The organism is Herpetosiphon giganteus, assembly GCF_016907925.1.
Taxonomy (GTDB): Bacteria; Chloroflexota; Chloroflexia; order Chloroflexales; family Herpetosiphonaceae; genus Herpetosiphon; species Herpetosiphon giganteus.
The window spans coordinates 83,718-106,750 of the sequence record NZ_JAFBCZ010000012.1 but is presented as its reverse complement, the minus strand read 5'-3'; the positions used below and the strand labels follow the sequence as shown (position 1 = coordinate 106,750).

17 protein-coding genes are annotated in these 23,033 nt (G+C 52.0%); 2 read left to right on the top strand and 15 right to left on the bottom strand.

All coding sequences use genetic code 11. The features are described 5' to 3' along the window. The first annotated feature begins 26 nt into the window (after positions 1 to 26). Complete coding sequence (locus JOD20_RS12855; RefSeq protein ID WP_204755639.1) at positions 27 to 3,953, top strand: tetratricopeptide repeat protein; 3,927 nt, start codon at positions 27 to 29, stop codon at positions 3,951 to 3,953. A gap of 149 nt (positions 3,954 to 4,102) precedes the next feature. On the opposite strand, the gene pckA is transcribed toward JOD20_RS12855, so the two are convergent. From pckA to atpB, 11 genes are all read right to left on the bottom strand, one after another. Next, complete coding sequence (gene pckA, locus JOD20_RS12850; protein WP_204755638.1) at positions 4,103 to 5,683, bottom strand: phosphoenolpyruvate carboxykinase (ATP); 1,581 nt, start codon at positions 5,681 to 5,683, stop codon at positions 4,103 to 4,105. Positions 5,684 to 5,786: 103 nt separating this feature from the next. Next, positions 5,787 to 6,659: an HD domain-containing protein gene (locus tag JOD20_RS12845; RefSeq protein WP_204755637.1), complete on the bottom strand. Its 873-nt coding sequence runs from the start codon at positions 6,657 to 6,659 to the stop codon at positions 5,787 to 5,789. A gap of 238 nt (positions 6,660 to 6,897) precedes the next feature. Then, positions 6,898 to 7,899, bottom strand: coding sequence for a rod shape-determining protein (gene mreB / locus JOD20_RS12840; protein WP_110520207.1), 1,002 nt, complete (start codon positions 7,897 to 7,899; stop codon positions 6,898 to 6,900). Between the two features lie 94 nt (positions 7,900 to 7,993). Then, entirely contained in the window at positions 7,994 to 8,407 is a 414-nt protein-coding gene (locus tag JOD20_RS12835; RefSeq protein WP_204755636.1) for a F0F1 ATP synthase subunit epsilon, read from the bottom strand. Between the two features lie 91 nt (positions 8,408 to 8,498). After that, positions 8,499 to 9,914: a F0F1 ATP synthase subunit beta gene (gene atpD / locus JOD20_RS12830; RefSeq protein ID WP_204755635.1), complete on the bottom strand. Its 1,416-nt coding sequence runs from the start codon at positions 9,912 to 9,914 to the stop codon at positions 8,499 to 8,501. Between the two features lie 44 nt (positions 9,915 to 9,958). Next, entirely contained in the window at positions 9,959 to 10,846 is an 888-nt protein-coding gene (locus JOD20_RS12825) for a F0F1 ATP synthase subunit gamma (RefSeq protein ID WP_054534607.1), read from the bottom strand. 82 nt (positions 10,847 to 10,928) lie between these two features. Continuing rightward, positions 10,929 to 12,482 (bottom strand): F0F1 ATP synthase subunit alpha, encoded by a 1,554-nt coding sequence (gene atpA, locus JOD20_RS12820; protein WP_204755634.1) that lies wholly within the window; start codon positions 12,480 to 12,482, stop codon positions 10,929 to 10,931. Positions 12,483 to 12,541: 59 nt separating this feature from the next. Then, entirely contained in the window at positions 12,542 to 12,898 is a 357-nt protein-coding gene (gene atpH, locus JOD20_RS12815) for an ATP synthase F1 subunit delta (RefSeq protein WP_204755633.1), read from the bottom strand. Further along, positions 12,898 to 13,392 carry a F0F1 ATP synthase subunit B gene (locus JOD20_RS12810; RefSeq protein ID WP_054534610.1) on the bottom strand — a complete coding sequence of 165 codons (495 nt, stop codon included), beginning with the start codon at positions 13,390 to 13,392 and terminating at the stop codon, positions 12,898 to 12,900. Before JOD20_RS12810 ends, atpH begins: the two co-directional genes overlap by 1 nt. 91 nt (positions 13,393 to 13,483) lie before the next feature. Then, positions 13,484 to 13,717, bottom strand: coding sequence for an ATP synthase F0 subunit C (atpE, locus tag JOD20_RS12805; RefSeq protein WP_204755632.1), 234 nt, complete (start codon positions 13,715 to 13,717; stop codon positions 13,484 to 13,486). An 86-nt stretch (positions 13,718 to 13,803) separates the two neighbouring features. Then, a complete protein-coding gene (atpB, locus tag JOD20_RS12800; RefSeq protein WP_204755631.1) occupies positions 13,804 to 14,784 on the bottom strand; it encodes a F0F1 ATP synthase subunit A in 981 nt (326 codons plus the stop codon). A 1,059-nt stretch (positions 14,785 to 15,843) separates the two neighbouring features. Here atpB and JOD20_RS12795 point away from each other — a divergent pair. Next, entirely contained in the window at positions 15,844 to 17,652 is a 1,809-nt protein-coding gene (locus JOD20_RS12795; RefSeq protein ID WP_204755630.1) for a carbohydrate-binding module family 20 domain-containing protein, read from the top strand. A 343-nt stretch (positions 17,653 to 17,995) separates the two neighbouring features. Here JOD20_RS12795 and JOD20_RS12790 read toward each other — a convergent pair whose 3' ends face one another. The 4 genes from JOD20_RS12790 to JOD20_RS12775 all read right to left on the bottom strand — a co-directional run bounded on the left by JOD20_RS12790 (position 17,996) and on the right by JOD20_RS12775 (position 23,031). Continuing rightward, a complete protein-coding gene (locus JOD20_RS12790; protein ID WP_204755629.1) occupies positions 17,996 to 18,832 on the bottom strand; it encodes a DNA-methyltransferase in 837 nt (278 codons plus the stop codon). Then, positions 18,825 to 19,031, bottom strand: a complete 207-nt coding sequence (locus tag JOD20_RS12785; protein ID WP_204755628.1) for a hypothetical protein — start codon at positions 19,029 to 19,031, stop codon at positions 18,825 to 18,827. The genes JOD20_RS12790 and JOD20_RS12785 overlap by 8 nt, the downstream gene beginning before the upstream one ends. Continuing rightward, positions 19,031 to 21,688, bottom strand: coding sequence for an ATP-binding protein (locus tag JOD20_RS12780; protein WP_204755627.1), 2,658 nt, complete (start codon positions 21,686 to 21,688; stop codon positions 19,031 to 19,033). The genes JOD20_RS12785 and JOD20_RS12780 overlap by 1 nt, the downstream gene beginning before the upstream one ends. Before the next feature lie 128 nt (positions 21,689 to 21,816). Then, on the bottom strand, positions 21,817 to 23,031 hold the full coding sequence (locus JOD20_RS12775; RefSeq protein ID WP_204755626.1) for an AI-2E family transporter: 1,215 nt from the start codon (positions 23,029 to 23,031) through the stop codon (positions 21,817 to 21,819). Positions 23,032 to 23,033 lie beyond the last annotated feature (2 nt).

Sequence of the window (23,033 nt, the reverse complement as noted above, 5' to 3'; positions counted from 1 at the left end):
TGTGTTGCTAGCCGAGGAGCCACCCTATGAGCCAACCAAACATCCTCACCCTCGAATGTACCGCTGCCGCCCCTGATTCGCCCGATTTAGCCCAATGGACGTTGCGCTTCAATCAACTGACTGCCAACGGCACGTTGCCTGAGCTACCAACCAAACAGCAACGCGCCGATTTTCAATGGTATTTTGAAGAATACCTGAAATGGCCATTTCTGGAGTTTCGCGAACGCGCCGCACGAGTTGAAGCCGATTTAGCCACAGTTGGCAAGGCGCTCTTTGCCGCAATTTTTGAATCAAGTGCCAACGCTGCCAAAATTTATGCTGAGTGGATGCAGGTTGATGCTGGTGTGCCAACCTTGCAAATTTTAAGCGTGATTCCCGCCGTGTTGAGCGTGCCATGGGAATTGCTACACGATGATTTTGGCTTTTTGAACCAACGGCGGCGCAGCCCAGTTGCGATCTATCGAACCATTCCTACGATCGCAGAAGAAGAATCAATTGTCGATGAATTTGCCATGCCTTTGCGAGTGCTGGTGGTTGTGGCACGGCCTGATGATCAAGGGTTTCTTGATCCACGAACATCAGCCCAGACGATTTTTGAGCAATTGCAGCAATTAGAACAAACTGAAAAACTCAAGCCTGGCATGATCGAGTTGGAGTTTTTGCGCCCGCCAACCTATGATCAACTGGCGCGTCGCCTGCAAGATGCTAGCAAGCCCGTACATATTCTGCATTTCGATGGTCATGGCGGCTTTCCCAAAATGCAGCCAACCAGCACGCTCTATAAATCAGCCAACGTGCCGCAAGGGGTTTTATCGTTTGAAAAAGCCGATTATCAGGTTGATACGGTTGAGGCTCGGCGCTTTGCCGAGTTGTTGAATGGCGCAGGGGTGCGTTTGGTGCTGTTGGATGCCTGCCAAACCAGTGTGATGGATACGAGTGCAAGCGACGATGCCGAGTATCAAAAGCAACAGGCGTTGAGCAGCGTAGCAACCCAGTTGTTGACGGCAGGCGTGCCAGCGGTGGTGGCCATGAGCGCTAGCGTGCTGCCCATCACGACAGCGATCTTTTTTGGCGAATTCTATGGCTTGATCGCCAAAGGTGATTCGGTACCTGTAGCCTTGGAGCGCGCCCGCCAAGCCTTGCAAAGTCAGCCCGTGCGCCTGCACCTCGCCCGCAATGCCGAGCAAACCGCCGATCCAATTAGCTTAGCCGATTGGTGGATGCCGCATTTTTATCAGCAAGCAGCGATCAATCTCACCCCAACCGGCAAGCCGCCGCGCCCCAAGCCGACCAAGCTTTCGGGCTTTGTTGAGAACCCGCATCAACGCCCGTTTGTTGGCCGCGCCAAAGAGCTTTTGCAGCTTGAACGGGCTTTGCTGAAAGGCAAAATCGCCTTGTTGTATGGCTTTGGCGGCATTGGCAAAACCCGCCTTGCCAGCGAAGCTGCCGCTTGGCTCACCCAAACCAAGCTCTATCAAGGCGCGTTGCTGCTCTCGTTTGAACATGGCGGCAACCAAATTGCCCTGCTCAGCGCGATTGCTCGCCATTATGAGTTGCCCGAAACCGATTCGCACGATTTACAAGCAGCCTTAAAGCGCTTCAAGCCGCACCTACGCAACAAGCCATTGCTAATTATCGCTGATAATTTGGAGAGCATTTTGCCCAACGCGGGTAATGTTGAGCTAAATGTGTTGGAAGCCCAAGAACGCCAAGCCTTGTGGGATTGTGTGCTGGGCTTGCGGCAAGCAGGCGCAGGCATCATTTTGACCTGCCGCGATTATGATTTGCGTGATAGCCGCTTGCAGCAAGGCCAATACACCAGCCTGATTGCCATGCGCGGCTTGGATGCACCCTCAGCCTACAGCTTTGCCACGGCCTTGCTCGATGATTTGGCGATTGATCGGCGGCGTGCGCCAAAATTGCAACTAAGCAGCCTATTGGCACGGCTCGATCATCACCCCTTGGCGATGGGCTTGACCCTACGCGCCTTGCGCGACCCCAACTTGAGCATCGAGCAACTGCTGAGCGACTATAGCAGCGCCTTGGCCCAATTCACCGATGAAAACAGCCCGACCCCGCGCCATAGCTCGCTCGAAGCCTCGCTAACCTACTCGCTACAACGCCTCAGCTCGGAACAGCGTAAGTGGCTAGCAATGCTCACGCCCTTTGAAGGCGGTACGTTAGAAGAAAATTTGCTTGTTATTACGGAGATTCCTGCCGAGCAATGGCAGCAACTCCGCGCCGCCCTAGAGCATGCGGCATTAATTGTGCCTGTGGCAATTGAAAATATTACCGTGCCATTTTTGCACTTTCATCCAACTCTCACGCCCTATTTGCGCCAGCAGCACCCCACTAGCACTGAGCTAGAGCAACGCTTTGCCGTGCGTTATTACCAGTTGTCAAGATATTGTTATGAGCAAGATCGCCAAACCCCGCAAGCAGTTCGAGCCTTGATGCGCTATGAACTGCCCAACCTGCAAAAGGCACTCCAAGGGTTATTAAGCTTAAAGGAGATTGATGCCGCAGTAGATATGGCTGATAACCTAAATAAGTTTTATAACAATTTTGGTATGCAGCGCGAGCGCAATTTGCTCAATCAACAACTTGCCCAGCATATGGTTATCAAAGAACAGCTTTCCGAAGCCCAGTTTTTACATGAAACTGGGCTTGGTGAGGCTGAATTTGCTCAAGGTCGTTATGATGCAGCGCTCCAACGCTTTGGGCAACTTTTAGCGCGGATCGAGCAACAGCCAGATGATCAGCCGTGTGGCCGTGGCTCCTATGAGCATTGTGTAACCCTTGCGCGAATTGGGCGTTGTTTACTGCGCTTAGGCCAACCGGCTCAAGCCCAGCAGGTGCAGCAGCATGCATTAACTATGATTGAACAGTTGCTCATCCAACAACCAGATGCCAAGATGTATTTTCATCAGAAATCAGCAGTATTGACTGATCTTGCCAATTGCCACCGCGATCAAGGCCAATTTACTGAGGCTAAGCGTTGTTATGAGCAAGGACTAGAAATCGATAAAACACTTGATGATCTGCATAGTCAAGGAGTAGATTTAGAGTTACTTGGGACATTAGCGTTGCAACAGCGCCAGTATGCTGAGGCCACCCAAAAATACGATGCAGCCCTAGAGATCTATCAGCAGTTGAACGCGCCAAGTGCTGAAGCCACGATCTATCATCAACTGGGCAGAGTTGCAGAAGAGCAACAAGATTGGCCGAACGCCGAGCAACATTATCGCCAGAGTCTGGCTATCCACGAAGGTTTGCGCGATAGCATTGGGGTAGCGCAAACCTGTAATAATTTGGCAATCGTGACTGAATCAGCAGGCAAGCCAAGCGAGGCTGAGGGCTGGTATCAACGGGTATTACAAACCCCTGATCTGCCAGCATTTTATCAGGCGGGAACACTCAATAATCTCGCTGATCTGATTGCTAATCAAATCCAAGCTGGAGCATGGCCGTCAAGCCGCTTAGTCGAAGCTCAAGCCTATGCTGAACAAGCCTTGGCAATCAAGCAAACTCTTGATCCCAATAGTGCTTCATTATGGTTATCTTTTAGCATCCTTGCCGACTTAGCCAATCTAGCAGGCCAAGCAGTGACAGCAGCAGAGTATCGTCAGCAAGCACAAACAGCATTTACTGCCCATGCCGCCAATCGCTGGCATATCGATCAACAATTTGGGCAATTGATCGCAGCAATTGTCACAGCAACCCAAGGCAATCAAGAAATGCGAGCTGCGGTCGAGCAAGAATTCCCGAAGATGCAGCAAGGCGATTGGGGCAAAGTACCAGCAAGCATTCAGCGCATCTGGGCAGGCGAGCGCGATTGGAATTCATTATGTGCTGAGATAAAAAGCCTAGAGATTGCATTGTTGATCTTACGGGTGCTCGAGGAGCTGGAAGCCAATTCAGAAGGCAAAAGTCAAAAGGCAGAAAAGCCATAAGGATAAGGGGTAATTTAACCGCGAAGAACGCGAAGGACGCTAAGGCTAATTTAGTGGTTCTCTGATAATTGGAGAAATGTCAGCGAACCACTAAACCTAACATTCGTGCTCTTCGCGTTCTTCGCGGTTACAAAACTTGGTTGTAGAGCCTACGCTTGTGGCCCAGCGTTTACCACGGTTTCGCCAGCGCGTTCGGCGTATTGCTCGAAGTTCTTGCGGAAGCGCGCGGCCAAGTCATCGGCAACTTGATCGTATTCGCTGGCATCGGCCCAAGTTTGGCGGGGTTGCAGCACGCTGTTATCAACGCCTTCGATCGCCACAGGCACATCGAGGTTGAAACGAGCATCGTGCCACATTTCCACATCATCGAGCTTGCCAGCCAACGCGGCATGCACCATCGTGCGAGTATCGCGCAAGCTCATGCGCTTGCCAACCCCGAACGAACCACCAGTCCAGCCAGTGTTGACCAAAAATACCCGCACTTTGTGTTCGCGCATTTTTTGGCCGAGCAAATCGGCGTACACGGTTGGATGCAATGGCATAAACGGTGCGCCAAAGCAGGTGCTAAACGTTGCTTGTGGCTCTGAGCCAACGCCCGTTTCGGTGCCTGCCAACTTGGCGGTATAGCCCGACAAGAAGTGGTACATCGCTTGTTCAGGGCTGAGCTTAGCGATTGGCGGCAAAACCCCAAAGGCATCAGCGGTCAAGAAGATGATCGTTTCTGGTTGGCCGCCCATACCCGTTTCGCTGACGTTGGGAATGAATTCCAAGGGATAGGCGGCGCGGGTGTTTTCGGTCAATGACGCATCATCATAATTGGGATCGCGGCTATCGCTGAGCACCACGTTTTCGAGCACCGCCCCATAGCGAATTGCATCGAAAATTTCTGGCTCCGATTCGCGGCGCAAGCGGATACACTTGGCATAGCAGCCGCCTTCAAAGTTGAACACGCCGTTGGCGCTCCAACCATGCTCATCATCGCCAATCAGCACCCGTTCTGGGTCGGCTGAGAGCGTGGTTTTGCCAGTGCCCGAGAGGCCGAAGAACAAGGCCACATCGCCCTTGCTGCCAATATTGGCTGAGCAGTGCATTGGCATTACGTTTTGGCTTGGCAAGACCATGTTCAGCACTGTAAAGATCGATTTCTTGATCTCGCCAGCGTATTCGGTGCCAACGATCAAAATCAATTTTTCATCGAGATTGATCATGGCGGCGACTTCTGAGCGCGAGCCATCGACCGCTGGATCAAGCTTCAGGCTTGGCAAATTGAGCACCGTCCATTGTGGTTGTTGATCGTTGCTAATTGCATCGCGGAACAATTGCTTGGCGAACAAATTATGCCAAGCATATTCAGTCACCACGCGAATTGGCAGCGCATAGGCTGGATCAGCGCCAGCGCTGGCATCTAAAACAAACATCTCACGTTCGGCCATGTGCGCCAACGCCTTGGCCTTGATCGTGGCATAGGTTTCGGGCTTCATAGCTTTATGGAATTTCGTCCAGTGCATTGACGCGGCTGCTGGTGTTTCCACCACAAACTTATCATCTGCAGAACGACCCGTGCGTGCGCCCGTGGTGGCAACAACAGCCCCAGTAGCCGATAAAACGGCTTCGCCCCGTTTGAGCGCAGCTTCCACCAATTGCGGCACCGTTAAGTTGCGATAGGCTTGCTTGACATGTAAATTAGTGCCTACAGTGTCGCCTTCACTTAATACGGCTCGTTCGGTCATGAGATGGCTCCTTTAGTAAAGAGAAATAAATTAAACTGCCGTAGCGGCTACAACCAGCACAAGCGCGTTTAACCTGCGCTTGGTGAGCCAGCTAGCGTAGCAGCTACAACACCGATACATCGTTTATCGAAAGCCCAAAGCGACTACCAAGAAACTCGGCAGCCCTGCGGCACATTACCATTCGTGAGAGAAATATCTCAAAATAATCCATCACCGAGGCCATCTCGGTGTCGATCGTCAATTGCAGTGTAACACGCCGTTGCTCGCTATCAACCCGCAAGAACGATTTGGTCGCTGCATAATTGACCCGATCATGAATATCAAAGGTCGTGGGATCGCTGTTTTGAACCCGCGAGCGATGCACATCGGATTTGTCGGCCAAAATCAGCGCCGCCGCCACGCTTGAAACCGCATGGCCGCGTTCTTCCTCGTGATTGCCAATCGCACCCATAATCGTGATGATCTCGTCGATTGGCATCGCGAGGCTGCTCAAAATATCTTTGGCCAGAATTGCCCCAGTTTGGCCGTGATCGTTGCGATTAATGCTATTACCAATGTCGTGCAACAAGCCTGCAATTTCGGCCAGCTCAATTTCGCGCGCCGAAAAGTTGAGGCGGCGCAAGACATTAGCCCCAATGTGGCCAACCAAAGCGGCATGGCGACGGCCATGCTCAGTATAGCCAATCAGCTTGAGCTGCTGGTTGGCAGCATCAAGGTAGGCAAAGGTATGGGGATGATTGCGCACATGGGTAATTGTCACACGGCGGGGATCAGCCTTGGCTAATTCGCTGGCTGGAGCCTGGACAGGTTCGCTGGTTAATTCGGCGACCATTGCCTCGCGTTGGGCAACCGCAGCCTCAATTTTAGGTTCAACAACCTTGCGCATGCGATTTTTCGCATCAAGCGAAAGCGCATCCGCTGTATGGGTTAGCTTCTCGACTTCATCGGCGAGCCGCGCATCATCGCGCATATCCATAGAAAACCTCGCTGAAGCAACAACCGTAGCCCAAAACTACTCAGTTCATTACTTCAATGAATGGGCCAGCATCGCTGCCAGCTTGCATAAATGTCAATGGTCAATGCGATCATTCAACGTTGAATAATCACGAGTAGGGGTCAGGGTTCAGTTGTTAGGGTTCAGGCTTGAGTATTTAAAGGCTAGTTACTGATCCCTAGTCCCTCGCCCCTGACCCCTGACCTCTGAACCCTCGAACCTAATTTATATCACTCCCCGACAAACTTTCGCGGAGAATCTCAAGATTTTCTAGGGCAAGACCTGTGCCGATGGCCACGCAGTTGGCGGGCTGGTCGGCAACATAACAAGGCACGCCAGTTACTTCGGTCAGCAATTCGTTGATCCGGCGCAGCATCGAGCCACCGCCGGTCATCACCATGCCTTTATCAATAATATCCGATGATAATTCTGGTGGCGTTTCGACCAAGACCGAGCGCACGGCACTAATAATTGCTTCAAGTGGCTCTTGAATTGCATCGGTAATTTCGTTGGAATCGACCTCGATTGTGCGCGGCAAGCCCGCAACTTGGTCGCGGCCACGCACTTGCATGGTCAATGGGCGGTCAAGCGGCAAGGCTGAACCAATTTCAATTTTAATACTTTCAGCAGTCCGTTCGCCGATCATCATATTATATTTACGTTTAATATAGGCGGCGATGGCTTCATCGAACTTATTGCCACCAACCCGTACCGAATTGCTCACCACAATATCGTTGAGCGAAATCACGGCAACTTCAGTTGTACCACCACCAATATCAATAATCAAGTTGCCCGATGGTTGGGCCACCGGAATATTCGCGCCAATCGCAGCAGCAAGTGGCTCACGAATCAAATAAGCGCGGCGAGCGCCAGCTTTACGCGCAGCATCACGCACGGCCCGCATCTCGACGGTGGTTACGCCAGCCGGAATACAGATCATCACATCGGGCTTGCCAAAGCCACGGGTTTTATCAATAAAGTGCTCTAACATCGCCTTGGTGGTTTCATAATCGGCGATAACCCCGTTAAGCATTGGGCGAATCACCTCAACGCTTTCTGGTTCACGGCCAAGCATCGCGAGGGCATCAGCGCCAACTGCGCGAATCTTATTGGTTTTGCGCGAGAGCGCCACCACCGACGGCTCGGACAAGGCAATTCCTTTGCCCTTGATGTAGACAAGCACATTGGCCGTGCCTAGGTCAATCCCAAGTTTTCGTGCCATACCTTAGTTATTCCAAACGAAGAAAGAACACCGAGCGATTACCACTGGTTTGCATGCCATGGGTGCTAGCTGATGTTCTTTCAACTCATGTTTACTACTGTTGACGATTGCGGCGCAGTTTGGCAACTTGCAAGCGCACTGTAGCGCGGCGCAGGGCAATTTCGGCCTGAGCAACATCGACAGCGCCTTGACGATCGCGCACAGCCTGTTCAGCTTTGGCGCGTGCTTGTTCAGCCCGAGCTTCATCGATTTCATCAGCGCGTTCAGCGGTATCGGCCAAAATCGTTACCCGATCTGGCAAGACTTCCATGAAGCCGCCGCTGATGGCGTAGGGCATGCTAACACCATTTTTCACATAGTGCAATTCGCCTGGTTGCAAGACAGTCAATAATGGCTCGTGGCGGGGCAAAATCCCCACCCGACCTTCATACGAAGGCGCGCTAACCATATCGACTTCTTCGGAAAGAACCACGCGCTCAGCGGTGACGATTTCCAATTGGAGTGGCATACATCCTCACAGCGATTATAGACAATGCGCCGGAATGGGGCGGGTATAATGCCCGTTCCAGCCGGCGCAGGGTCGCATAATCATTGATCGCTTATTGCTTTGATGCGTCGAAGGCGGCTACCACATCGTCGATGCCACCCTTCATAAAGAAGAAGCTTTCGGGAATGTGGTCGAACTCGCCAGCGAGAACGCGGGCAAAGCTCTTGACAGTATCGCCAACGGCGACGTACTTGCCAGGAATGTTGGTAAACACTTCAGCCACACCGAATGGTTGTGAGAAGAAGCGTTCGAGCTTGCGGGCGCGGGAAACTGTCAATTTGTCGTCGTCTGACAATTCTTCGACACCCAAGATTGCAATAATATCTTGCAAGTCTTTGTAGCGTTGCAACATCCGTTGGACTTCGGTCGCGACGCGGTAGTGTTCTTCGCCCACAATGTTGGGGTCGAGAATCCGGCTGGTCGAAGCCAGTGGGTCCACCGCAGGGTAGATACCTTTTTCCGAGATCGAGCGTTCCAGCGAAATCGTTGCATCCAAGTGAGCAAAGGTTGTTGCTGGAGCTGGGTCGGTGTAGTCGTCAGCAGGCACGTAGACTGCTTGCAACGAGGTAATCGAGCCAGTCTTGGTCGAGGTGATGCGTTCTTGCAACTCACCCATCTCGGTCCCAAGAGTTGGTTGGTAACCCACCTGTGAAGGCATCCGGCCCAAGAGCGCCGACACTTCCGAGCCTGCTTGGGTAAAGCGGAAGATGTTATCGACGAACAACAGCACGTCGCGGCCTTCTTCGCGGAAGTATTCAGCCATGGTCAAAGCTGAAAGTGCTACCCGCAAGCGTGCTCCTGGTGGTTCGTTCATTTGGCCGAACACCATCACCGTTTTATCGAATACGGTTTGGTCGGTGCCAGGAATCTTCGAATCCTTCATTTCGTGGATCAAGTCGTTACCTTCGCGTGAGCGCTCGCCTACGCCTGCGAACACCGAGTAACCGGATTGTTCTTTAGCGATATTCGAGATCAACTCTTGGATAATAACGGTCTTGCCCACGCCTGCGCCGCCGAACACGCCGGTTTTGCCACCCTTGGTAAAGGGCGCGATCAAGTCGATGACTTTGATGCCGGTTTCGAACAACTCAGCGCGGTTTGATTGTTCTTCGAAGGTTGGAGCTGGGCGGTGAATTGGCATCGTTTTGGTTGTACCAACTGGGCCTTCACCGTCGATTGGCCGACCTTGAACGTCGAACACCCGACCCAAGGTTTCGGGCCCGACTGGCACGCTAATTGGTGCACCAGTGTTGATAACGTCCATCCCACGGACAAGGCCGTCGGTGGTGGACATTGCGACCGCGCGCACGACGCTATCGCCCAACTGTTGTTGGACTTCGCAGATCAGCGATGGTCGGCCTTGGCCCAAGGGAATTTCCAACGCGTTATAAATTTGTGGCAGGCTATCGGCAGGAAATTCTGCGTCGATAACCACGCCAGTAATTTGTAAAATCTTTCCAGTTGCCATGGAATTCTCCAAATGGTCAACAATCGCTAGCCAAAACTAGCTGATTATTGGTTGAGCGCTGTTGCACCAGCGGCGATTTCGCTAATCTCAGTGGTAATGGCTGCTTGCCGAGCCTTGTTATAGGTCAGGGTCAAGTCGCGCACCAACTCTTTGGCATTGTCGTTGGCATTGCGCATGGCCATCATCCGGGCCGAATGTTCACTTGCAATTGATTCAAGGATGGCTTGGTAGAGCTGCACTTCAATGAAGCGTGGCAATAATTGGTCAAGCACATCTTCTTGGCTTGGTTCGTATGAGTAATCGACCTTGGTTGCACCTGCGTTGCCTGGGGCTTCGACTGGCAAGAAACGGCGCAATTTTGGCCGTTGGACCAAGGTGTTTACGAACTCAGCGCAAAGCAAGTAGACTTCATCGTAGGCATAGTTGCCATTCGCATCGGGGCTATAGCCATTGATCGCGGTTGTGGCAGCAGGCAAGACATCCACCAACGGTGGCGCATCGCCCAAACCAATAATTTCAGAATCGAGCTTTTGACCAGCCCGCAAGATGAAATCGCGACCTTTTTTGCCGACAGCGATGACTGAAACACTACGACCTTGGCTTTTTTGATCTGTGATAAAGCGAGCCGCTGCACGCGTCAAGTTTGAATTAAGCGCACCGCACAGCCCACGGTCGGGCGTGATCAAAATCAACGCAACACGAGTTACTGTGGGATGCGGCTGCAACAACGGGTGTTTCGAGCTGCCACCCATCGAACGCATGGTCAACTCGCCCATAACATCATACAGGCGGTCGGCATACGGACGGGTTGCAAGCACGTTTCGTTGAGCGCGACGCATCTTCGAGGCCGACACTAGCTCCATCGCTTTGGTGATTTTGCCAGTGTTCTTGACACTCTTGATCCGCCGCCGAATTTCTCGTGCTGAAGCCATAAAATCCTCGTAAAGAAAGAGATTGAGGCAAGGGCGGGATCAAGGTTTAACTGACCCCTGACCCCCAGCCCCTAACCCCTATCTATTTATAACTCGCCGTTTGCTTGAATTCGGTCACGGCTTTGCGTAAGTTGGCGATGGTTGCTTCGCTCAAGACTTTATCGCTAGCGATAGTGCGGCCAACCTCAGCATAGCTGCTGTGGATAAACTGCCAGAAATCGCGCTTGAAGTCGTTGATCCGAGCAACTGGAACATCATCCAAGAAGCCGTTTCCAGCAACCCACAGAATAATCACTTGGTCTTCCAAGGAGATTGGTTGGTATTGTGGTTGCTTGAGCAATTCCGAAAGGCGTTGACCGCGTTCAATTTGGGCCTTGGTGCCTGCATCCAAGTCGGAGGCAAACATCGCAAAGGCTGCCAATTCGCGGAACTGAGCCAATTCGAGCTTCATCTTACCAGCAACGGTCTTCATGGCTTTGGTTTGGGCCGATGAACCGACGCGGCTCACCGAAATACCCACGTTCAAGGCTGGGCGTTGGCCAGCATAGAACAAGTCCGATTCCAAGAAGATTTGACCGTCGGTGATCGAAATCACGTTGGTAGGAATGTAGGCCGAAACGTCGTTAGCTTGGGTTTCGATGATTGGCAAGGCCGTAATCGAACCGCCGCCATTGGCTTCGCTCAAACGAGCAGCCCGTTCCAACAAGCGTGAGTGCAAGTAGAACACGTCGCCAGGGTAGGCTTCGCGGCCTGGAGGGCGGCGCAGCAACAACGACACTTGGCGATAGGCCACAGCATGCTTCGACAAATCGTCATAGATGATCAAGGCATCTTTGACCAATGCGCCATCGACCGTCACGCCGCCTTCCATCACTTCTTCAGCGATGGCACAGCCTGAGTATGGGGCGATGTATTGCAATGCTGCTGATTCTGAGGCTGAAGCATTGACCACGATGGTGTAATCCATCGCGCCATTTTGCTCAAGTGTGGTGATGGTTTGAGCCACTTTCGAGCGCTTTTGGCCGATAGCGACATACACACACACCATGCCTTGCCCGCGTTGGTTGATGATCGTATCGATTGCGATCGCGGTCTTACCAGTTTGGCGGTCGCCGATGATCAACTCACGTTGACCACGCCCGATTGGAATCAAGGCATCGATCGCCAAAATCCCAGTTTGCACTGGTTGGCTAACCGATTTACGCTCGATCACCCCGGGGGCAATCCGTTCGACTTCGCGGGTTTTGGTTGCGCTGATTGGGCCTTTGCCATCGAGTGGGCGGCCCAGTGGGTCAACGACGCGGCCAAGCAACTCTTGACCAACTGGCACTGAAATAATCTTGCCAGTTGAGCGTACCAAGTCGCCTTCTTCAATTTCGAGATAATCGCCCAAAATAACGGCAGCGACGTTATCTTTTTCCAAGTTCAGCGCGATGCCCATGACGGTTTCGCCTGACTTCGTTTGCTTGAATTCAAGCAACTCCGAAGCCATAACATCACGCAGACCTGAGATCCGCGCTACGCCGTCGCCAACGCTGGCAACCGTCCCGACGTTGACCGCAGTTGGGTCAGCGCTGAGTGGTTGCTGAACGCTGGCTTTAAGACGACTAAGAATATCTTCTGCTGTTACAGCCATTGTTTGCCTCTATGATCGAAGTATGAAGGATGAAGCTGGTGCTTCATCACTTCTCACAGTTAACCGGCCATCATATTGCGTTGGACTGCGTTGAGGCGTTGGCGGAGAGTTGAATCAAGCACCTTATCGCCAACACGCACCAACAAGCCGCCCAGAATTTCTGGATCGACGTTGTAGGTGATGTCGAGCAATGCGCCATAACGCGCCTTGAGATCGTTGGCGATCTTGGTGCGTTGTTCAGCGCTCAGTTCTACGGCACTTGTAACTTCAGCCGCGGTTGGGCCGCCCGAACGCGCCAACTGCACCAACTCATCCAGCACGTTTGACAAGAGATCTTCTTGGCCTTCGGCTTTGAGCGCTGCAACGAGTGAATCATAGACAGCGCGGGCGTAGCTTGCGGGTTCGCGGCTGCTCATTAGTTCAGCCTCCCAAGTTGGTCAATTGATTTATTGATCAACTCGTCGTGACCTTTAGTTTGCAGTTCGCGACCAAGCACATTGCTGGCGGTTTCGGTAACCAAAGAAGCCAATTGGCCTTGCAAGCCGCGCAACATTTGTTGGCGATCTTGTTCAGCTTTGTTACGGGCTTCTTCTTCAATTTTGGCAGCGTTATTGCGAGCAACAACCAACAATTCGGCTTCTTGCGCCCGAGCGCGTTCTTGGGCTTGGCTGATGATGGTTTGACCTTCACGGCGAGCTTCTTGCAGCTTCGCATCGTAGTCGGCATCAACGCGGGCCAATTGTTGCTTCACTTTTTCAGCGTTATCCAAGCTCTCGCGAATGCGTTCTGAGCGAGCTTGCAGGGCATTCAAAATTGGTTTGTAGAGAAACATATTCAACAAAATCGCCAACAATGAGAAGTTGACAATTTGTGAGAGTAGCAGTGGGAGATCGACCCCAAGCTTATCCATTACATCCCCCTTAGCAAGAGCGCCACGCCACTAGGTGCATGGCGCTTGCAGGAATAGTGTCATTGAATCGTCGTTCGTCGGCGGTTGGTTCTTAGATAACGTTGAAACCAATCAACAACGAAATAACCAGACCGAAGATCGCGAGACCTTCTGTCAAAGCGATACCGACGAACATATTGGTGCGGATCGTGCCTTCGGTTTCAGGGTTGCGAGCAATTGACTGCAATGCGCCCGATACCAACATCCCAATACCAATACCAGGGCCGAGGGTCGATAAAGCAATAGCCAAGGCCGCTGCAATCAGGCGTACACCTTCATCGGTCATGAGCTGAATCCTCCAAAAACTGAGTGTCAATAAGTAGTCAAAAGAAAAGTGTATGATCAAACCGTTAGTTTGCGTCGATCAAGCGCTTAGTGCGCGTGTTCTTCGTGGCCATGATCGCCGTGCGATTCAGCAGCCATATCGATAAATGCCATCGTCAACATCGCGAACACAAAGGCTTGAATCAAGCCGACGAAGAGTTCGAGGCCGTAGAATGGCAGAGATAGCAAGGTTGGGAACAGGAATGCCATTACCAAGAGCACAACTTCACCGGCAAAGATGTTGCCGAAAAGCCGGAAGGCAAACGAGACAATCCGCGCAAATTCCGAAATCAATTCGATGATCCCGACCGCAGCTTGAATCAAGCCACCGCGGAAGTTGAAGAACTTGCCTAAGTAGCCAAAGCCCAACGAGCGGAAGCCCCAGAATTCAGTCACCGCGAACGAGATCAAGGCCAAAGCCAAGGTCATGTTCAAGTCGGCGCTCCCTGGGCGCAAGAATGGGTGGAAGGCCGTGCCACTTGGGCAGTTGTGGGTGTATTTGCCACCTTCAGCAGCAGCAGCCAGCACTGGCGCAGCAGTATCGGTGCTGATGCCAGCGGTTGCAACATAGTTTGGAGCGGCGGCATGCTCGGCACTGTGGCTATAGCACAACCCAATTGAGCCGACACCTGGAATCAAACCAAACCAGTTTGATGGCAGAACTAAGAAGAAGATGGTTGCAACGATTACAAAGAAACGCCCTGCAAATTTGGGGCTGACCCCTTGCATGGTGTTGTAGAACATTTCAACCGCATATTCCAAAGCGTTCTGCAAACCACGTGGTTGCTTCAAAGCTTCAGCGTTGCCACTGCGCAATTTGCTTGTGCCAACGACCGCAAGCACGATCAAGAGTGCCATCACTATCCAAGTGAGCAACAGCGAGTTCGTGATCGTATAACCACCAATGTGGAACAGTTCTTCGGCTCGCACCGATACCAGCGGCGTACCAACAGGCAGGAATATGCGCAAAGCAATCCCAATCACTGCGGTAATTGCGACCGCTATAATTACCTTTTGTTTTGTGGACAAGGCGATCCCTCCGCGTTTATAGGCCCATCGTAAAGCGGTACACTGCTGGCTCTGCACAACGCTGGGCAATACAACTTTCACGACTGTTGGGATTTTGTGCTTTTTTGCACATTCTCAAGTATAAAGGATGGCTATGCTCTTGTCAAACTTGTTAACATTAGTCAAGAATAGGCTCAATCCCTTTGTAACGGGCAGAAATCGCCTTAGCTCGCATTAGCCTAGCCATGTTTTTATCCCCAATGCCAACCATTTTGCTTATTTTGTGGCAATTGTCACAAAATGCCTCAACAATCTGCTAGGGGTTGGCGATCGGGGATCGGGTGCTGGGGGCCGGATAAACGGGAACCACGAAGAGCACGAAGAACACGAAGGGGAGAAGGCTCTTGGCTCTCGGAAAATCATTGGGGTTGGCAACAGAGGGTGGTGAGCGAGGGGTCAGTAATCAGGGGTTGGGGATCGGGGATGGGGTGCTAGGGGTTGGAACCGCGAAGAGCGCGAAGAGCGCGAAGGTTTGATCCACGAAGAGTACGAAGTTTGGGGGTAAAGATGCACAGCAACACTCCAACACATGAATATTTGGGGTGCAGGGGCTGAAAACCCCTGCGTCTCCCGCCTTGAGGCGGGACGGAAGGGTGGTGACAAACACTTGATGCTGAACTGCAATCCTTGATTAACAACCATAACCTTGAATGAAAAGACGCACCATGAGCTGAATAAGCTAAATTATTAAAAAGCTAAATTTTTAGCCCAATTTTGGCTTGACAAGCCCAAATCGCTTGTGTATACTTCGTCCAACAAACGAACGAACCAAAAGTACCAGCCCAAATCGGGACATTTGCCTAATCGTGCTTACAACGCCAGCTAACATTTCAGCTTTGTACGACGGTATTTTTCTAGGGCTAAAACTTTGTTCGCTCTATAAACAAATTGATAGTGGCTCGATGAATCGCCGTTGATTCATTCCCCGTAGATGCTGTGTGATCTCGAACATCCTAGGCCTGAGTATCATCCAGCTGCCTTGACTCGATCAACCGTTCACGTCCCAAAGGAGGGTCGTTTATGTCACGGACCACTCGCGCAATCGCGCGGTTGACACTGTTCGTCTTGGTTGTGATCATCTTCTCGGTTGGCTTCCTTGGAACCGCTCCACGAGCAACCCAAGCTCAAACGACACCACGCACGGCTTTCGTCCACTTGTTCGAATGGAAATGGACTGACATTGCCAAAGAATGCGAAAATTGGCTCGGACCCAAAGGCTTCGCAGCGGTTCAAGTCTCACCACCTCAAGAACATATCCAAGGCGCACAATGGTGGACGCGCTATCAACCAGTCAGTTATCAAATTCAAAGCCGCTCCGGCACCCGCGCCGAGTTTGCCAACATGGTTTCCCGCTGTAAAGCAGTTGGCGTAGATATTTATGTCGATGCTGTGATCAACCATATGACTGGCGTTGGCAGCGGCACTGGCGTTGCTGGCACCAGCTATAGCAGCTACAACTACCCAGGCAACTATCAGACCCAAGATTTCCACCACTGTGGCCGCAATGGCAACGACGATATTAGCAACTACCAAGATCGTTGGGAAGTGCAAAATTGTGAGTTGGTGAACCTCGCCGACCTCAAAACCGAATCAGATTATGTACGCGGCAAGTTAGCTGCCTACCTGAATGATCTGCGTGGCTTGGGCGTGGCTGGCTTCCGCATCGATGCCGCCAAACACATGCCCGCCGCCGACATCGCCAACATTATGAGCCGCGCCAGCAATCCTTACATCTATCAAGAAGTAATCGACCAAGGCGGCGAGCCAATTACCTCTGGCGAATACACCGGCAACGGCGATGTAACCGAGTTCAAATACAGCACCAACATTGGCCGTATGTTCAAAACCGATAAGCTCGCCAACATGAGCAACTTCGGCACACCATGGGGCTTTATCGCCAGCGATAGCGCCGTGGTCTTTACCGATAACCACGATAACCAACGCGGCCATGGTGGCGCTGGCAACGTGGTAACCTTCAAAGATGGCAAACTCTACGAACTTGCCAACGTCTTTGCCTTGGCTTGGCCATATGGCTATCCCCAAGTTATGTCGAGCTACAATTTCAGCAATGGCGACCAAGGCCCACCAAGCAGCAATGTTTACAATGGCAACACCGCCGATTGTGGCGGCAGCAACTGGGTTTGTGAGCATCGCTGGCGCGGCATCGCCAACATGGTTGGCTTCCGCAACTACACTAGCAGCGCATTTAGCACCAGCAATTGGTGGTCGAATGGCAATAATCAAATCTCGTTCAGCCGTGGTAGCTTGGGCTTTGTGGCAATCAACCGCGAAGGCAATAGCTTAAGCCGCACCTTTGCAACTGGCTTGCCAGCAGGCACCTACTGCGATGTGATTCACGGCGATTTCAACAATGGGGTTTGTTCAGGCCCAACCGTCAGCGTCAATGGCAGTGGTCAAGCAACGATCACGGTGGCAGCGATGGATTCAGTGGCAATTCACGGTGGGGCAAAAATCAATGGCACCAACCCAACCCCAGTGCCAACCACGCCACCAGTGCCAACCACGCCACCAAGCAGCACCATTGCGGTGACCTTCAACGAAAACGCCACCACAACTTGGGGCCAAAATGTGTATGTGATTGGCAATGTTGCGGCGCTTGGCAGCTGGAATACCGCCAATGCCGTGCTGCTCTCATCAGCAAGCTACCCAGTTTGGAGCAAAACGATCAACTTGCCAGCCAACACCGCCATCGAATACAAATACATCAAAAAAGATGGCTCAGGCAATGTAACCTGGGAAAGCGGGACGAACCGCACGTTTAGCACGCCCGGCAGTGGCAGCGTTACCCGCAACGATAGCTGGAAATAATTATTGAGTTAAACCACGAAGGACACGAAGAGCACGAATGTTAGGTTAATTGGAAACCTGAGTTTTGTACAAGCCTCAGAGAACCAAAAAATCCAACCTTAGTGGAACTTCGCGTTCTTCGCGGTTAATTTGGTTATGGGCTAGTGGGTTGTGATGTTGAAATCAATTCCTAATAGCCCATACCTTTTGTCCTCAATTTCTCTGCGCCTCTGCGTTAAAAGCTTGATCCACGAAGAACACGAAGAATAAGGCTCTCGGCTAGCGGAACAAGTGTTGGTAGCTCCAAGCAATCTCCAAAAGCCTCCAGCCCATAGCCTTTCGTGTACCTTCGCGTTCTTCGCGGTTAACGGTGTACTTCATAAAATTCGGGGTTGGCAAAAGCCAAGCGTTGGCGCATTACCTCGATTGCTTGGGGATTTTGATCGATCAGCGTGAAATTGCGGCCATTGCGTGCGGCGGCCTCGCCAAACGAGCCACTGCCTGCAAAAAAATCGAGCACCTGATCGTTGGGGTTAGAGTGCACGCGCACAATGCGGTTGAGGATTGCGAGCGGTTTTTGGGTGGGGTAGCCAGTTTTTTCCTTGCCATTCGGGCTAACAATCGTGTTCCACCAGACATCAGTCGGTGTTTTACCGCGCGCTGCCTTCTCAGGCCCAACTAAACCTGGAGCCATGTAGGGAATGCGATCGATTGCCTCATAATTAAAGGTATAGTTTTCTGGATCTTTGGCATACCACAGAATCGTATCGTGCTTGGTTGACCATTTTTTGCGCGAGCGTGCGCCGTAATCGTAGGCCCAAATAATTTCGTTGATAAACGAATCGCGGCCAAAAATCTGGTCGAGCAGCACCTTGCAATAATGTACTTCACGATAATCAATATGAAAAAAGAAACTGCCTTGGGGCTTCAGCAAACGGTAGGCTTCGAGCAAACGTGGCTCAATAAAGGCCAGAAAATCATCAAAACTATCGCCATAAGCCCGCTCGCCAACTTTGATACTGCTATAACGATGCCCACCAAAGCCAATCCGATCGCCATGCTCGGAACGAACGGTACGCAATTGGGTGCGACTTTGCACTTTGCCAGTGTTGAAAGGCGGATCAATGTAGATTAAATCATAGCTGGCTGCTGGCAGGCTCGCCAAAACAGCCAGATTATCGCCAAAATAAAGTTTATTCATGATGTTGTTGTAGTGCTTCCTCAATCGCTAAGCGTTCGGCTTCACTCAATGAACGCTTGCCTTCCAACCAAGCCCGTAAAATCGCCGCATCGCAACCGCTCGCCGCCGCCAGTTCAGCCACCGTCCAGCTGCGTTGCGCCAACCATAAGAGCACCTCGCGCCGCTGGTCATTCAAGGGTTGCACTTTACGCCGCCGCATTACACGCCCTCAAGCCATGAAGCTGGAGTCCAGTCGGAATCGCCGCCAACCGGCAGTTGCACCGTAAAGGTCGTGCCGCGGCCTTCTTCGCTATCAAACCAGATTTTGCCGCCGTGCAACTCTACCAACGATTTGGTGATGTTCAGGCCCAAGCCGGTGCCGCCAGCCTGCTCCTTGAGTGGGTTTTCCGAGCGGAAGAAACGGGTAAAAATATGCTGTTGATCATCAGCTGCAATCCCCACGCCGCTATCTTTGACCGCCAACGTAACTGAATCGCTGCCATTACTCACCACCACATCGATGCGCCCACCATCGCGGGTATATTTGTAGGCGTTTGAGATTAAGTTGGTGACGATTTGGCGCATCCGTTCGGGGTCGGCAATCATCGGCGGCAAATCATCGGGCACATCAAGCGCCAACGAAATTTGCTTGCCACTCCATTGTTGATGAATTGCCATGACGGTCGATTGAATCAGCTCATCAAGATTAATTGGTTTGCGCTGCAAACGCACTTTGCCCGATTCGATGCGCGAAACGTCGAGCAAATCGTTGAGAATTGCATTCAAACGTTCGATGTTGTTTTTGACGACGCTCAGGAATTGGCGTTGCTGCTCGGTCAAAGGACCAAGCGTGTTCAACATCAGCAAATCAATATAGCCGCTGATCGAGGTCAATGGGGTGCGCAATTCGTGCGAGGCGGTGGCGACAAACTCAGTTTTCATCCGATCGGCCAATTCAGCCGCCGTAATATCGTGATAAACCACCACGCTGCCAAGCCATTCGCTTTGCGAAGTAAACACTGGCGTACTCGATGCCCGAATCATGCGCCCGCTTAGCTCAAATTGCTGGTAGGTTTGCTTTTCGGTCAGGCGTGGCTCGCTCTCTGGCGCACCAGGCAGGCTCATCAAGGGCTTGCCGAGCCATTCGACGGCTTCGATGTTGAGCAATTGCTCGGCAGCTGGGTTGATCAACCGAATTCGCCCAACCCGATCGCCAACCACCACGCCATCGCCGATTGAACGCACAATCGCCAAGCTGCGACTGACTTCTTCTTCGCGTTGTTCGAGGGCTTGGCTCAAGCGGCGGGCTTGCTCAGTCGTAGCCCGATAGAGCTGCACATTGCTGAGCATCGTCATCACTTGATCGCCAATGACCTGCACAAATTGAATGTGCTCTTGGGTAAAGTGATTGATGCGGCTGTTGATCAGCACAATCACTCCAGCTACCCTCCCATCCTGCTCCATTGGCACGGCCAGCGCCGAACGACCTTTTTTGTCGTATTCAGTGCGCACCATCCAACGGTTATCTTCGGCAGTGTTGGGGATGATAACAGGGGCGCGATGCTCGACGACCCAACCAGCCAAGCCTTGGCCGCGTTCCAACGAAATAGCCTCGGTGCGCGTAATGTTGCGATCAAGATTGGTGCTAAATGCCAAGCGCCCACTCTTAGGATCGATCAGCATAATCCCGCCACGTTCTGCTTGGGTCGCTTGAGCAATCAACAACAGCGCTTGATCAAGCAATGGTTGCGGTTCGAGCGTGCCGCTCAGCGCGCGCACAATCTGATACATGCTTTCGGCGCGGGTTCGGGCGCGCATGGCATCTTCGGCGGTACGACCCATTTCGGCGGTGGTGGCTTCAATGCGTTGGGCCAAGGTATTTTGCAGCGCGGCGTTTTCGAGCACAGCAGCAGCCTGCGAGGCCAATAATTCAAGCAAGGGTGCGGTTTCAGTCAGGCGTTTGCGGGCCTTAGGATCATCATCGCCAACCGTGAGCAACCCACAAATCTCGCCAGTTGCGGTGCGCACCGGCACCAACATATAGTGCTCGCCAGCAATATCGCGGAATGGTAACGAATCGGCCAAATAGGCATTATCGCCAATGCGGCGATCGTCGCGCAACAGCACCGAAATCTCATCCCACGGAATGGAAAGCATTTCGGTTGCGCCAAGCGTGCGGCCACTTGCGCCAATTGCCACCGCCAGCCGCAACGTGCGTGCCCGCCAATCGACCGTTGAAGCGCTGGCAAAAATAAACGGGCCACAGGCTTTGGCTGCGCTAGCCAATTCTTCGAGGGTTTCTTCTGGGCTAAGCGAGCCACGCAAACGCTCGGCAGCTCTGGTTGCCCGCCGAATTGGCGCTTCTGGCAGCATCGCTGGATAATCAAAGCGCGGTCGCGCCGCCAACCAAACCGCAACTGCAACCAAGACAAAGCCCACGCTACGCAACCCAACTTCGAGCGCAACCGTTTCAACCTCAACCGCTGGAACCAAGACATTGCTGACCGCCCAAGCAATCACCATCAAGCCAATTGCGCTGAATGCCCAGCGTGGTGGCAACATTTGCGGAATCGCAATTGCTGGAATCAGCAGCACCGACCAAAGCGCTGTATGATAGCCTTCGCTGAGAATTGCCACGCTCAAGGGCAAGGCCAAAATACCAAGCGTGCGCAACTCGCGCCAATCGCCTTCGGGATTAAAAAGCCATGGCAAGGCCACGGCAGTTACACCTAAAACACTCGCAATAATCGTCAGGCGATCAGTTGGAATGCTGGTGCTAAACGTGTAGCCAAAAAGCACGAGCGCAAAGCAAGCTAAGGCCCAAGCAAGAGGACGAATACGAGTTAGCCAAATGCGAAAAGACGAGTTGCGGCCCATGGATCGGTCTCCCCAAGTCCAAGATGGCGCTATTATACTACGATGAGTGGTGTTATGCAGTATGGTTTTGGAATTCGCTGAAGCAAAAGCCCCTTGGCGTTTGTACAAACCAAGGGGCAGGTGGTCAATTAGGCTTTGTTTTGAAAGGCAAGCATCGGCGGCATCGGCGTTTCTGGCTCTTCTTTATGCTCCCACGGCAACTCGCCAGCCCGTAAATAGCGTGGATCGTCTGGTTGGCGCAGCCGACCATTGATGTATTGATAGCTATCACGCGCAACAGCCGCCATTGGGGCAAAAATAATCACCCCGACCAGCCCCGAAACTGTGCCAGCAACGACCAACAGCACCATCAAAATTGCGGCATGAATTTCGACAATCGCCCCAATAATTCGTGGCACTAAGAAATTATTTTCAATCTGCTGGATCAGAATATACAAGCCAGCAATGACCAAACCCATCGGCAGCGAGGTCGTCAAGCCCACAATAATTGCGGGAATTGCGCCAATAATCGGCCCAATTACGGGGATTAATTCGGTAAAGCCAGCAACCAAGGCTAAGAGCAACTTGTAAGGAATCTCGCCTGGCATCACCAAATCAACAACCCACAAGCCAATGTACGACATAATCGCAATCACCAAGCCGAGGATTAATTGGCCACGAATATACGATGAAAACACCCGATCGAAGATTGAAAGTACAGTTAACACATCGGTACGAATCGATTTAGGGATCATGCGAATAATGGCGGCCTTGCCTTTACGCTCATCAAGCAGCACATAAAATAGCCAAAACGGAATAATCAAAAAGCCCGCCAAAAAGATCAGGGTTTGGAAAACCACACCCAAGCCATTCAGCACACCATTGACCCCAGTTTCAACATAATTGGCAGCATTTTCTTTAAGCGTGTTGATGCCTTTGCCCACCTGGCCATCAATATTCGCTTGAATATCAGCAGGCACTTCGCTGCGATACCAGGTAAGGCCTTCGTTAATTTTTGGCTCAAGCGTATTTTCATAAAAGCCAGGCAGCGAGCCAAAAAAACCACTGACTTGGTTAATTGCTGGTGGCACAATATACAAAATTGAACCAACGATCGCACCTAAGCCAACCACATACACCACCAGAATTGCGGCCCAACGCGGAATCCAGCGCTCTAATTTATTCACCAAGGGCAACAATAAATAGGCAAAGATCAGCCCAAACGCAAACGGCAACAGTTGATTACCAGTGCGCCAGAGCAACCACAGCACCAGCCAAATAGCAAAGGCTGTCAGCGTCCAGCGGGCTAAATCGCGCCAAGTTGGAATTGTTTTGATGATTGGGACTGGTGCTTTTGGCTCCACAA

Coding starts and splice junctions, on each gene's coding strand:
- JOD20_RS12855 (WP_204755639.1), top strand. CDS start 27: ATGAGCCAACCAAACATCCTCACCCTCGAATGTACCGCTGCCGCCCCT.
- pckA (WP_204755638.1), bottom strand. CDS start 5,683: ATGACCGAACGAGCCGTATTAAGTGAAGGCGACACTGTAGGCACTAAT.
- JOD20_RS12845 (WP_204755637.1), bottom strand. CDS start 6,659: ATGGATATGCGCGATGATGCGCGGCTCGCCGATGAAGTCGAGAAGCTA.
- mreB (WP_110520207.1), bottom strand. CDS start 7,899: ATGGCACGAAAACTTGGGATTGACCTAGGCACGGCCAATGTGCTTGTC.
- JOD20_RS12835 (WP_204755636.1), bottom strand. CDS start 8,407: ATGCCACTCCAATTGGAAATCGTCACCGCTGAGCGCGTGGTTCTTTCC.
- atpD (WP_204755635.1), bottom strand. CDS start 9,914: ATGGCAACTGGAAAGATTTTACAAATTACTGGCGTGGTTATCGACGCA.
- JOD20_RS12825 (WP_054534607.1), bottom strand. CDS start 10,846: ATGGCTTCAGCACGAGAAATTCGGCGGCGGATCAAGAGTGTCAAGAAC.
- atpA (WP_204755634.1), bottom strand. CDS start 12,482: ATGGCTGTAACAGCAGAAGATATTCTTAGTCGTCTTAAAGCCAGCGTT.
- atpH (WP_204755633.1), bottom strand. CDS start 12,898: ATGAGCAGCCGCGAACCCGCAAGCTACGCCCGCGCTGTCTATGATTCA.
- JOD20_RS12810 (WP_054534610.1), bottom strand. CDS start 13,392: ATGGATAAGCTTGGGGTCGATCTCCCACTGCTACTCTCACAAATTGTC.
- atpE (WP_204755632.1), bottom strand. CDS start 13,717: ATGACCGATGAAGGTGTACGCCTGATTGCAGCGGCCTTGGCTATTGCT.
- JOD20_RS12795 (WP_204755630.1), top strand. CDS start 15,844: ATGTCACGGACCACTCGCGCAATCGCGCGGTTGACACTGTTCGTCTTG.
- JOD20_RS12790 (WP_204755629.1), bottom strand. CDS start 18,832: ATGAATAAACTTTATTTTGGCGATAATCTGGCTGTTTTGGCGAGCCTG.
- JOD20_RS12785 (WP_204755628.1), bottom strand. CDS start 19,031: ATGCGGCGGCGTAAAGTGCAACCCTTGAATGACCAGCGGCGCGAGGTG.
- JOD20_RS12780 (WP_204755627.1), bottom strand. CDS start 21,688: ATGGGCCGCAACTCGTCTTTTCGCATTTGGCTAACTCGTATTCGTCCT.